Here is an 11,793-nt window from a genome sequence, read left to right as displayed (position 1 = left end):
CTTAAGCAAGATGTAAGTAAGCTGATCATTCTCATTTTCCCCCCTTACTGACCGACTGGCAATGCCAGTCGGTATTTTTTTGTCCATAAACCTCCGCCATAGGAGGAGAAAGCATTCAGACCACAGGATGAGAAAAATCCATCCTCTTGATTGTTACTCATCCGTTTCCAGGTTTTTATAATTAAAACATAAGAAACGGAAGGATGCTGATAAAAATGATTAGCATGATCATCAGCTTTTTTATTCATCAGGATAGATATCGCCAATTGAAAGAAAAACAGAGGAATGAACTGTATATTTCACAAAGCCCCTTTTTAAGCAGGGTCCTCCATTGAGCCGGACAGAGTGCCGGCAGGATGCCTGATGCACAATCTGTGTAATTTGCCTGTATATTCTGTATAATATTGCTATAACTACATGTACAGGAGGCTGACTAATGGAATTGAACCTAAAAGGAAAAACAGCGCTTGTCGCTGCTTCCAGCCAGGGGCTGGGAAAGGCAATCGCAAAGGCGCTTCTGCAAGAAGGCGCGAATGTTATGCTGGCAAGCAGGGATGAGGGAAAGCTGAAGGAAGTTAAGTCAGAGCTTGAGAATTTGGGCGGTGAGGTAGAGTTCATACGTGCAGACGTCACTTCTGAAAACGATATAAAGAATATGGTGAAAGCTGCAGCTGAACGTTTTGGAGGAATCGATATCCTGGTTAATAATGCAGGAGGCCCTCCTTCCGGCTCTTTTGAAACTCTTTCAGATGAAGAATGGTTCCAATCTTTCGAACTGAACCTGCTCTCATATGTGCGAAATATAAGGGAAGCACTGCCGTACTTGAAGAAAAACGGCGGGAAAATCATCAATATTGCCTCTTCCTCCATTAAAGAGCCGATTCCTGGCCTTGTGCTTTCCAATACATTCAGGACAGGGATAGTCGGGCTTTCCAAGACTTTGGCACAGGAATTTGCTCCATACGGCATCCTTGTGAATACACTGGCTCCGGGGAGAATTGACACGGACAGGGTGAAGCATCTGGATCAGGTGAATGGGGAAAAAGCGGGTGTCTCACCTGAGGAGATGAAGGAGAAATCAGAAAAATCCATCCCGCTCAATCGCTATGGGACTCCTGAAGAGTTTGCAAAAGTTGCCGTTTTTCTGGCTTCGGATGCAAATAGCTATATGACAGGAAGTTCGTTTCTTGTGGATGGGGGCATGGTTAAATCAATCTAAAGAAAAAGCCGGGAGAGAATCCCGGCTTTTTGATTGGTCTGAAATGACGGAATTTCCCTTTTTTAAAAATTAGCGTTTAAGACAGCAGACTATAGGAAATGGTAATGGCAAGGAGGTGTGTTTATGAAACTATTGATGCCGCTCCTCTTCCTATTGTCTGCGGCCATCTTGCCAGGCTGCATGCCTGCAGACGACAAGGCGATTGTAAACAAGCATGCAGAAGCTTATTTGACGAACCAGAATGAGCTTCAGTTCCGCTTTAAGCTTAACAGCCAGATCTTAAGCGGGGAAGAGCTGTTCAAGGTAAAGGTATTAATACATAACCAAAAGCTTGCAAAGGCGCTCGGTACAAAAGAAATCATTTACGGCGCAGAATCTGTTTATGATGGAGAGTATATGGAAGCTGAAGAAAATGGCGAAGAGAAAATGGTTTATATGGAACCAATCCCTCTTAAGCAAGATTTGCTCTCCTCGGATATTGAAAGGATGATCTCCATGGATCAGGCTGTATCGGTCGAAGTGTATAATGATCAAAAAGTCATTGCGGAAGCATATCTGACTAACTTTTCAACACAATTTTAGGGTTTGCGGTCCCATATAGCGGGTAAAGAGCTTTACGCGCATAAAATTGGGGATAGGCCGGGCAGGAATTGCCCGGTCTTTTGTCATTTAACAGAACAGAATGTGTCAGGGCTTCTGCAAAGCTGATTTTATGCCAATATGCTACAATCTAAATGCAGATATAAGCAGAGAGGGGAATGAAAATGGTGTCACCTGAAAAAACAGCCATCGGCTTCATTGGTACAGGGGTTATGGGGAATAGCATGGCTAAGAACCTGATTGCGGCAGGCTATTCACTGGCTGTGTATACGAGAACAAAGTCCAAGGCGGAAGAGCTTTTGGAACTGGGCGCCCAATGGGCAGAATCCCCCCGGAAGATAGCCGAAACGTCTGATATCATCATTACAATGGTCGGCTACCCGAAGGATGTGGAAGAGATTTTTCTTGGGGAAGAAGGCTTGATTGCTCATGGGAAAAAACATACATATTTGATTGATATGACAACATCTACTCCGACTTTAGCCAAAGAAATCTTTGAAAGAGCCCGTCAGAAGGGGCTGAGAGCCATTGATGCACCTGTCTCAGGCGGCGATATCGGCGCGCGGGAAGGCAGGCTGTCCATCATGGCAGGCGGGGAAAAGGATGACTTTGACACTTTGCTTCCTTTGCTGGAGGTGCTTGGTAGCAATATTGTCCACCAGGGACCGGCTGGTGCGGGCCAGCATACGAAGATGTGCAATCAAATTGCCATTGCATCCAATATGATCGGTGTCAGTGAAGCGATTGTCTATGCAGAAAAGGCAGGGCTTGATCCAGAGACAGTGCTGAAAAGCATTTCTGCAGGGGCAGCCGGCAGCTGGTCGTTGTCCAATCTGGCACCAAGAATGATTGCAGGGAACTTCGAGCCGGGATTTTACATAAAGCATTTTCTGAAAGATATGAATATCGCCCTGGAAGAAGCAAGGAAAATGGGCATGGATACTCCCGGACTTGCTCTCTCGGAATCGCTCTACAGGGAGCTTGCTGAAAAAGGGGAAGAAGACAGCGGAACACAGGCCCTGTACAAGCATTGGAACAAATAAAGAAACTTAAGGCCAGGATGGTGCAGCAAGAAACCCGCAGTCTAAGGACTGCGGGTTTCTCCAATTCTACCTGTCGAGCCTGCCAAGATAGGCTTCAAGCCTATCCAGCCCTTCTTTAAGCGTATCCTTCGAATAGGCAAAGGAAAGGCGGAAATAACCTTCTCCTAACTCCGAAAAAGAACTTCCGGGAACGAAAGCGACTCCTGCCTCGTTTACAAGCTTCAGGCAAAAATCAAAAGAAGCAATATTTTTCTCCGGAATTTTGACGAACATGTAGAAGGCGCCGTCCGGTTTGACAACGTCCAGCCCCATGTCTACCAGGCGGCCGTACACATAATCCCTTCTTGACAGATATTCTTCCCTCATGGGAACAGCATCATCGATTCCCTCTGTCAGAGCCTCCAGGGCGGCCATCTGGGAGATGGAAGAAGCACAGGTAACATTATACTGATGCACCTTGAGGATATGCCTTGCTATGGCTTCCGGCGCAAACAGCAGGCCGATTCTCCAGCCTGTCATGGAGTGGGATTTAGAGAGTCCGTTAATGACGATTGTCTGCTCCCGAAGCAGGGAGGAAATTGATGTATGAGGCTTGCCGTAGTTCAGCTCGCTGTATATTTCGTCGGCCAGTATAAAAATGTCCCTGCCTTTTACAAGGTCCGCTATTTCTGCCAATTCTTCATCGGTGAGGCTGACGCCGGTCGGGTTCGAAGGATAAGGCAAAACGATGCAGCGGGTCTTCGGGCTGAGATGCCTGCGGATGACTTCTGCAGTAAACCTGAACCGGCTGTCCCTTATATCGGCGTGTACCGGCACAGCACCGCACAGCCTTATAATCGGTTCGTACCCAGGATAGACCGGCCCGGGAAGGATCACTTCGGCTCCTTCCTCGAGAATGGTTCGGAACGCAATGTCGATCGCTTCGCTGGCGCCAGTTGTCACAATCACTTCATTTTCCGCATTATAATCCATTTTGTATTTTTGCCGGACAAAAGAGGCAGCCGCTTCTCTCAGCCTAATATCACCGGCATTATGGGTGTAGGATGTAAAGCCGCTGTCAATCGCTTTTATTGCAGCATCCCTGACATGAAGAGGGGTAGGGAAATCAGGCTGTCCAATGGTGAGGGAAATCATGTCCTTCGTCCCTGCAACCATATTAAAGAATCTCCTGATGCCTGATATTTCAATTTGCTGCACGTTTTTATTGATCAAATGTTCCAAAATATGTACCTCCTACAGAAAGTGCTGGAGAGAAGATGATGCCCAGCTGTGGTATTCAATAGCAATATTTTATCAGATTTAATGAATTGTAACCATGCAGGCTGTTTCAGATATTTAGCTTCGGGGTAAAAGGTGGTGGTTCGATATTCCAATTATGGCTTATTTAAGGAAAAAACAGCTATTGAATATCGGCAGGGAAACCTTTAACATGAAATTGATAATGGTAAGGGAGGTATTTTGGTGGAGGCAGCATTTGAAAAACAGAATTATTCAGAACCAAAGGAGTATGGGGGTTTTTGGCTCAGATTCGGGGCCTACCTGATTGACGGCATCATAGTGGGAATTCCAATCGGCATTATAACAACGATCATCTTTGTCGTCTTTCTCGGCACCTCAGATTCAGTCATGTCCTCATTCACTGACCCGGCCTATATGGAATCCGGAGAGATGACAGAGGCAGAGACTATAGACTTTATCAGCCGCTACTTCGGGGCGCTGCTGCTGACATTACTGATCGGCACTGTAATCGCGGTAGCATATTTTGCAGGAATGCACGCATCTAAATGGCAGGCGACTTTAGGGAAGAAGCTTGTCGGCCTGAAAGTAACAGACCTTCAAGGGAACAGAATTACTTTCTGGAGAGCGCTTGGCAGATATATGGCACAAGCCTTTTTATCGCAAATTTTGCTGATTGGCTATATTTTGGCAGCTTTTACGGAAAGAAAGCAGGCTCTGCATGATATGATTGCCGGCACGGTTGTTGTAAGAAATTGAGAATGATAATGCTGGGGAAAAGGTGGCGCAAGCAATTGCGGCTGCCTTTTTTTTTAGGGAAAAAGGATTTTATGAGTAAGCTGATGAATGTATTAACTAGTAAGAGGAGGTGCATCTCAGGTGAAGAAACAAGATTTGATAGAACATAATGAAAGTATTTCAGAATGGGTTCTTTCTCTGGAAGAAGCGGGTGATGAGGCATGGCTTGCACCGACAGCCGAGGGTAAATGGCCGCCGGCTGCTATTGTCAGCCATATGCTGTTCTGGGATCAATATTCCTTAACTGAAAGGTTTCCGTACTTTGCAGAAGGGGCTAAGCTTCCCGGCTTTCCTGATTTTCAAAAGATCAATGATGAAGCAGAGGCTTACGCCCTGAGCGGGACCGCCAAAGAGGAGATTCTCCGCCGGTTTGCCGAAACGAGGGCCAGAATCATTCAAATGCTTGCAGGCCTGGAAGAAAGCGACCTGGATAAGGAATTCTTCATTGGCGGCAATAAACTTTCGGCAAGAGAATATTTCATTGATTTTGCTGAACATGATCTGCACCATAAAGAGCAGGTGGAGCAGTTCTTGAATGCCCGAAGCAGCTGGGCCTCCCAATAGCCAAAGGAGATCAGCCCCTTCGCTAATGGTGTGAGCTCTTCAATCTGAAAAGATAAAGCCCAGCCATGCCGGCCATCAGTTCTTCCAGTGATTCCTGCTCATAATGATGGACCCAATGAAAAAGGGTTCCGAAGAAAGAGTTGACAATCATCTGCGCAAAGGGCTCCGCATCTATGGAGCTGGAAAACTCGTTGGATTCCTGGCCTTCCTTAATCATGCTGGCCAGGAACTCCTTGAAAAATCCGGTCATTTTGAGCTCAGAATGCTGAAAGTCTTTCTGAACCGTCATTATATGAAAAATAGATAGCAGCAGATTCGGGCCGTATTCTTCATTGACGGCTGCCATTTTGCTGAAGAGCGCCATAAACGCCGCCTCGATGCTTGTACAGGATTCGTATTCCGATTTAAAATCCTTCAGCACAGCTATTTGATGTGATCCAATTGCGTGCAGCGCCGCTTCTTTGGATGTGAAATAATTAAAGAATGTCCCTTTGGCAACCCCTGCATGATTGCTGATTTGCTGAACGGTCGTATTTTGAAATCCCTGCTTTTTGAATAATTCGATCGCACTGTCAAATAAAAGCTGTTTTGTCTGTTCTTTTTGTTCCTTCCTCCTCATCGTTCCCCACCTTTAAATTAATTCCTGTCATTATACCATATTCGTCCTGAATAATTATTGAAAAACTTAAATTAATATGAGTTGCGTTTCCTTGTAAATTAATTGTAAAAAGAAAGGTGTTTTGTACTAAGAGATTGAATATATGATGGGTGGAGAGAGGGGGATAAAAGAGAAAGAGGCTCTGCAGCCTGTTTACCGGCAAGTCAAGCAGGTATACAATGAAACTGGGAAAAGAAAAAGAGAAATGAAAAAAGAAAAAAGGGGTTGTAAGGATGCCTGCACTGGAAAAGAAGCAGACAGCTAAGGCAGGAAGCGGCATAAGCCCATGGAAGCTGTATTTCACACTTCCTGTTATATCCTGGGCTTTATACGATTTTGCCAATACGATATTTTCATCCAATATCAATACTATTTTCTTTCCGTTTTATCTGGATGAAGTGGTCGGAACGAGCGAAGTGCTCGATCAGATTGCCAGCACTTTTATCTCTTATTCAAACGCAGTAGCAAGTTTCTTTTTAGTTTTATTTTCACCGCTGTTCGGTGTCATGATCGATAGGACCGGAAGAAAGAAGAAATACATTGTCATATTTACGCTCATTTCCGTGGCGGCCATCATCCTGATGGGAGTTTTTGCAGGAAGCAGCATGGACAGTACCCTATTCGGGCTGCCAATGTCCCTGGCGCTTGTAGTGGTTTCCTTTGTGATAGCCAAGTTCTTCTTCCATTCCAGCCTGGTTTTCTATGATTCTATGATTACGGATATAGGGACCAAGGAGAATATCCCTCTCATTTCCGGCTTTGGTGTTGCTGTCGGCTATATCGGTACTTTAGTAGGGCTCACTGTCTATCCTTTTATAGGAGATGACAATTTTCATGAAGCCTTCATTCCTACCGGGATTTTATTCCTTGTATTTTCCCTGCCGCTATTCTTTTTTGTAAAAGATAATCCGAAGCCTGCGGCTAAATTAAAGAAAGAATCTTTTTTGTCGGGATACAGGGAAATCTATCAGACTTTTAAAGAGATGAAGCTGTATAAACCGGTCTTTACCTTCATGATTGCTTATTTCTTTTTGAATGATGCGATAGCTACAACCATTGCCATGATGGCTATCTATGCAAAGGCAATCATTGGCTTTTCCACCGGCCAATTCATCCTGCTATATCTGGTGTCCACCTTATCAAGCATCATCGGTTCATTTGTTTTCGGGTATATCACGAAAGCAAAGGGAGCGAACAAGGCTGTCAAATATGTCGGCATATTGCTTCTGGCAGCCCTTATCATAGCCACTTTTGCTGTCAACGAAGCGATGTTCTGGGCAGCCGGCAGCATGTTTGGCATTTCCCTGGGAGCCATGTGGGTGACAACGAGGACCTATATTGTTGAGCTGACACCCGAGGACAAAAGAGGCCAGTTCTTTGGGCTGTTTGCTTTTTCCGGGAAGGTTTCCTCCATCATCGGCCCTTTCCTATACGGCAGCATCACACTCATTTTCGCGGACTGGGGAGATACTGCCAGCCGTATGGCTCTTGGATCACTCATGATTCTTACTATCATCGGCCTTATTGTCCATTCAAAGATCCAGCAGCCAGATGAGGTAAAGCAGGGTTGATATCCGGAATGCTAAACTGAGACGTTTTCTTGCCGATATAAAGAATGAGACCAGTTTTTTTGAAGAGGGCAGGAGATTAAAATGGAATCTAATAATGGTATTTTGCTGGAAAGCGGCACAAATGAACTTGAAATCGTCGAGTTTACAGTTGGAGGCAATCAATTCGGAATCAATGTCATCAAGGTGAAGGAAATCATCAATCCTCTTCCTGTTGTGCAAATTCCGCGTTCACACAAAAATGTAGAGGGAATCATTGAGCTGCGCGGAGAGGTGCTTCCAGTCATCAATGTAGCGGAAGCTCTCGGGCTTGCCGCGGGCGGGAGTCCGGAAACCGATAAATATATCGTGGCAGAATTCAACCAGCAGAAGGTTGTATTCCATGTCCAGAATGTTACCCAGATCCACCGGATATCATGGGATAAAATTGAGAAGCCGTCAGAACTGTACCAGGGAGCTGAAAGCCAGATCATCGGGGTCGTTAAGATAAATGGCGGCATGGTATTATTGCTCGACTTTGAAAAAATAGTCGTCGATATCAACCCTGAATCAGGAATCAATGTCCAAATGGTGCAAAAGCTTGGTGATAGGGAGCGCAGCACCAAGAGGCTTATTGTTGCAGAAGATTCTCCCCTTCTCCGGAAGCTTCTGCACGATACCCTGGCGGAAGCAGGCTTTCAATACGTGGAATTCTTCGAAAATGGGCGGGATGTACTCGAATATCTCCAGAAGCTGGAAAGTGATGGAAAGAATCTCAAAGAAGAAGTCCAGCTGGTCATAACGGATATAGAGATGCCGCAGATGGACGGCCATCATTTAACAAAGCGGATCAAATCAAGCCAGTCCTTCGGGGAGCTGCCTGTGATTATATTCTCTTCGCTGATTACGGATGATCTGCGCCATAAGGGGCAAATGGTAGGGGCAGATGCCCAGGTGAGCAAGCCGGAGATTGCTGAGCTCGTTTTATTGATCGATAAACATGCATTATGATGGGAAACAAAAAAGACATCTGCGGATGTCTTTTTTGTTTGCGCAGGACTTGGTGCTTTTGGTCCGTGCCTTTATTGAGCGAGGTTTTTCCGCTTTTCTGCAGCTCCGGGCGCTAGCCCCTCGAGTCATAAGCCACTCCAGGATTGAAGGCAAAGAACGCCTTCTATCCTGGAGCGTTTTATGCTTGTCGGGGCTGAGCAAGCGCCCTCCGCTTTTCGATTTGTCCAGCTCCGGGCGCTAGCCCCTCGAGTCATAAGCCACTCCAGGATTGAAGGCAAAGAACGCCTTCTATCCTGGAGCGTCTTATGCTTGTCGGGGCTGAACAAGCGCCCTCCGCTTTTCTTAGTAGCTTTCTCCCAGTTTCTTGAATACCGGTTTTTGGTATTTCTTCTTTTTATCATGCTGCTGATTTTCCGATTCTTCCTTTAATCCTGTATAAGAAGACAGGAGTTTTTTTGCTTGTCCGAGTGGAAGCCGGGTTTTTGGATTGCGCACGGCGGAATCAAGCTTCCCGAGGTGGGGAAGGTCCTCGAAATCCTTTTTGGCAGGAGGGATGTGGAAGGTATAGCTCCCGCACTCCACCAGGACGTCTGATTGCTGCTGGCTGTATCTTGGATTGCCGGAATAGTGAAGGCCGATTTTACGGGCATCTCCGTTTTTAATCAGCTTCAGGATTGCTTCGTGCTTCAGTTTATATAAAAATTTAGGGTTTGTCGCTGTTTTCGCATGGCGGTTCACAGTGAAGATGGCTTGAGAGAGGTTTTCAACCGTTGAATGCAGCCGGGGGGTCTGACTCTTGTCCGAATTCAATGTTTTGGCTCCTTTCTAATCTTTAAACATAATAGAAAACATTGTACCAGCTTTTTCCGCAGATTAAAAGTCATGTCTTCCATAAAACTGCCAGAAGAAGAGATATAATTCATTATACCTGTTCCTTCTGGTTTTTGGAAAGATTATCAGACGGAGTGGCTGATTGATTTCTCCGGAGCTGACGCTTTAAGCTTCTTAAGAACGTAGAGCAGCACTAGAGCCCCCATTAGGCAAGTGGCGCTTCCTGCACCAGCCATAACATAAGATACACCCCATAATTTGGCCAGAAGGGCTCCCGCAGCAGGTGCAATCAGCATCGCGAAGGTCTGCAGGCCCATGGCTGCAGCAGATACCCTGCCCATCATTTTCTGCGGTGTTTCGGACTGCAGCACATAACCATATGGAACAGCTTCACCTGCTCCGAAAAAGCCGAGCAGGAAGGCACCTGCAAGCCAGACTATTTGGGGGAGATCAAGGATGCCGAAGCTGCCCAATCCGACCAGGATAATAAAAAGTCCGCTGATAAATGCTGAAGCAGACATTAAATGGATCGGACCCTTTTTCCAGAAAGTCCATTTTCCAAGCGCCAGTGACCCGGCAACACTCCCAAGGCCCACAGCACTGATCAAAAAGGTGAAACTTTCTTGCGTGAATCCGAGATTTTTTGCGACAAAGATAAACAGTCCATCATATAGGAAGATGATGAAAAATGCGGCAGAAGACAGCAGAATAGAAATCTTCAATAACCGTGTGCCGGCAATATGCCTGATGCCAGCTGCGAAATCTGTCCAAAAGCTTTGCTCTTTCTCACCGGTCCTTTTTGCGGTTTCTGCATCGGCAGGCAATCCTTTGGATGCCGGCAGCGAGGCCATAAAGAGGATGCTGACCAGAAAACCGGCCGCTTCAAACAGAAACGGGCTCTTGGTACCGAATACGGCCATGAGGAGGCCCCCAAGCGCAGGGCCGGCAATTTTCATGGTATTCACTGACAGCTGGCTCAGCGTCACAGCCTCCGGCAGCTTATCTTCGGCCACAATTGCCCGGATCATGCTTTGCCTTGCCGGGTCATAAAGAGCAGCAGCAGTCCCTTTTAAAAAGACAAACAGCAGCAGTACATACAAATTTGGCGACCAGAAAAGTCCTGCGACAAATACAATTTTGCAAAACATGCAAACCATCATCAAAGTTTTCTTTGGCAGTCTGTCAACAAACACACTTGCAAACGGCCCGATCAAGACCCAGGGAATACCAAGAGTGATGATAACGGCAGCAATGGCAGATTCGCCAAGCCCCCAGTAATAGACAACAATGACCTGCAATGCCACAAAATCCAGCCAATTACCTAAATCGGAAAAGACCTGCGCCCCAAAAAGGGAACGGAAGGCTTTATCTTTCAACGGGGAGAAAATGCCGTTTTTCATTTATTCATCCTCCGATTTCAGTCCGAGCGATTCCCTGCGCCTGGACAGCAATTTTTTCTCTGCCCCGGTTGGATCCTGGCCTTCGGGCAATTCCCCGGCTTTTAATATGGATATGCTCTCGTCGATCCATCTCAGCTCCGTCTCCAGCCGCATCTCTGCATAGCGGATCGTCAGCATGCCTATACTGCTGACATAGGAAATCCCGTTCCTTGGCCATTCTTTCACGAAACCAAGGATATCTTCGGATTCGCGTTTTCTTTTCTCGAGATGGCTGATTAAATGGCGGGTATCCATATCCTTGTGCCAGGTGCTCATTTTCATGAATAGTTCATCTTTGACTGCCGGGTATGCTGGCGGGGTGCACAGCCACTCTTCAAATTCCTGCCACCCTTTTTCAGTCAGTTCATACAATTTTTTATTCCGTCCATTTTCCTCTTTTTCCATTGAGTATACATATCCCTCTTCCTCCAGCTTTTTCAGCTTCGGATAAATGCTTCCATAGCTCATGCCCCAATAAAGCCCTGCTGCTTTATGTTCAAATTCTGATTTAATATCATAGCCAGAGCTGGGCCAAAAGCTTAGTACTGCAAGTAAGCTGTGTTCAGTTGACAAGATAATCCCTCCACATATCATATTGATATATCGATTTGATATATCAATATGATACATTAGATGGAAGAAAATCACAATAGGCTTTTTTATATTTTGGCTGTGTTAGTGTACCTTGTTGGTTTTGGGCTCATTTTTAGCCAGATATTCGTCCTGCGGCCAAAAAAGCGAGATTTCTTTCGGCAGGACGAATATCTGGCTGCAGAAATGCGCGCAAACGAGAGTTTCACACGATGAGCCCAAAATCAACAGCAATGTTTAACAAAGCCTATTTTTT

General features: G+C 45.9%; 13 protein-coding genes. 7 read left to right on the top strand and 6 right to left on the bottom strand.

The window, feature by feature from the left end:
- Positions 1–44: 44 nt before the first annotated feature.
- A complete protein-coding gene (locus ABU165_RS09965) occupies positions 45–248 on the bottom strand; it encodes a hypothetical protein (protein WP_318060155.1) in 204 nt (67 codons plus the stop codon).
- A 188-nt stretch (positions 249–436) separates the two neighbouring features.
- Here ABU165_RS09965 and ABU165_RS09960 point away from each other — a divergent pair, with 188 nt between their 5' ends.
- The 3 genes from ABU165_RS09960 to ABU165_RS09950 all read left to right on the top strand — a co-directional run bounded on the left by ABU165_RS09960 (position 437) and on the right by ABU165_RS09950 (position 2,862).
- Positions 437–1,219, top strand: a complete 783-nt coding sequence (locus ABU165_RS09960) for an SDR family oxidoreductase (RefSeq protein ID WP_009794292.1) — start codon at positions 437–439, stop codon at positions 1,217–1,219.
- Positions 1,220–1,342: 123 nt separating this feature from the next.
- On the top strand, positions 1,343–1,801 hold the full coding sequence (locus tag ABU165_RS09955) for a hypothetical protein (RefSeq protein ID WP_224950129.1): 459 nt from the start codon (positions 1,343–1,345) through the stop codon (positions 1,799–1,801).
- A 182-nt stretch (positions 1,802–1,983) separates the two neighbouring features.
- Positions 1,984–2,862 (top strand): NAD(P)-dependent oxidoreductase, encoded by an 879-nt coding sequence (locus ABU165_RS09950; protein ID WP_094768861.1) that lies wholly within the window; start codon positions 1,984–1,986, stop codon positions 2,860–2,862.
- A gap of 66 nt (positions 2,863–2,928) precedes the next feature.
- Here the strand turns inward: ABU165_RS09950 and ABU165_RS09945 are convergent, their stop codons facing one another.
- Positions 2,929–4,083 carry an aminotransferase A gene (locus tag ABU165_RS09945; RefSeq protein ID WP_318060154.1) on the bottom strand — a complete coding sequence of 385 codons (1,155 nt, stop codon included), beginning with the start codon at positions 4,081–4,083 and terminating at the stop codon, positions 2,929–2,931.
- 240 nt (positions 4,084–4,323) lie between these two features.
- Between ABU165_RS09945 and ABU165_RS09940 the strand changes: the two genes are divergently transcribed.
- A complete protein-coding gene (locus ABU165_RS09940; protein ID WP_022543656.1) occupies positions 4,324–4,857 on the top strand; it encodes an RDD family protein in 534 nt (177 codons plus the stop codon).
- A gap of 120 nt (positions 4,858–4,977) precedes the next feature.
- Positions 4,978–5,460 (top strand): DinB family protein, encoded by a 483-nt coding sequence (locus tag ABU165_RS09935; RefSeq protein ID WP_094768863.1) that lies wholly within the window; start codon positions 4,978–4,980, stop codon positions 5,458–5,460.
- Between the two features lie 22 nt (positions 5,461–5,482).
- On the opposite strand, the gene ABU165_RS09930 is transcribed toward ABU165_RS09935, so the two are convergent.
- The gene (locus ABU165_RS09930; RefSeq protein WP_009794298.1) at positions 5,483–6,079 is read right to left on the bottom strand and encodes a TetR/AcrR family transcriptional regulator; all 597 of its coding nucleotides are present in this window, start codon (positions 6,077–6,079) and stop codon (positions 5,483–5,485) included.
- A gap of 272 nt (positions 6,080–6,351) precedes the next feature.
- On the opposite strand from ABU165_RS09930, the gene ABU165_RS09925 reads away from it, so the two are divergent.
- Together ABU165_RS09925 and ABU165_RS09920 are read left to right on the top strand one after the other, a co-directional pair.
- Complete coding sequence (locus ABU165_RS09925; protein WP_094768864.1) at positions 6,352–7,689, top strand: MFS transporter; 1,338 nt, start codon at positions 6,352–6,354, stop codon at positions 7,687–7,689.
- 81 nt (positions 7,690–7,770) lie between these two features.
- The gene (locus tag ABU165_RS09920; protein ID WP_318060153.1) at positions 7,771–8,676 is read left to right on the top strand and encodes a chemotaxis protein; all 906 of its coding nucleotides are present in this window, start codon (positions 7,771–7,773) and stop codon (positions 8,674–8,676) included.
- A 342-nt stretch (positions 8,677–9,018) separates the two neighbouring features.
- Here the strand turns inward: ABU165_RS09920 and ABU165_RS09915 are convergent, their stop codons facing one another.
- From ABU165_RS09915 to ABU165_RS09905, 3 genes are all read right to left on the bottom strand, one after another.
- Positions 9,019–9,486, bottom strand: a complete 468-nt coding sequence (locus ABU165_RS09915) for a YkyB family protein (protein ID WP_009794302.1) — start codon at positions 9,484–9,486, stop codon at positions 9,019–9,021.
- Between the two features lie 146 nt (positions 9,487–9,632).
- A complete protein-coding gene (locus tag ABU165_RS09910) occupies positions 9,633–10,907 on the bottom strand; it encodes an MFS transporter (protein WP_318060152.1) in 1,275 nt (424 codons plus the stop codon).
- Entirely contained in the window at positions 10,908–11,519 is a 612-nt protein-coding gene (locus tag ABU165_RS09905; protein WP_022543658.1) for a PadR family transcriptional regulator, read from the bottom strand.
- Positions 11,520–11,793: the final 274 nt, after the last annotated feature.

Origin of the sequence: Cytobacillus sp. T106, from assembly GCF_040492155.1 — a bacterium.
Classification (GTDB): Bacteria; Bacillota; Bacilli; order Bacillales; family Cytobacillaceae; genus Bacillus_AB; species Bacillus_AB infantis.
The sequence above is the reverse complement of the archived record's forward strand: the minus strand, read 5'-3'. Positions and strand labels throughout refer to the sequence as shown.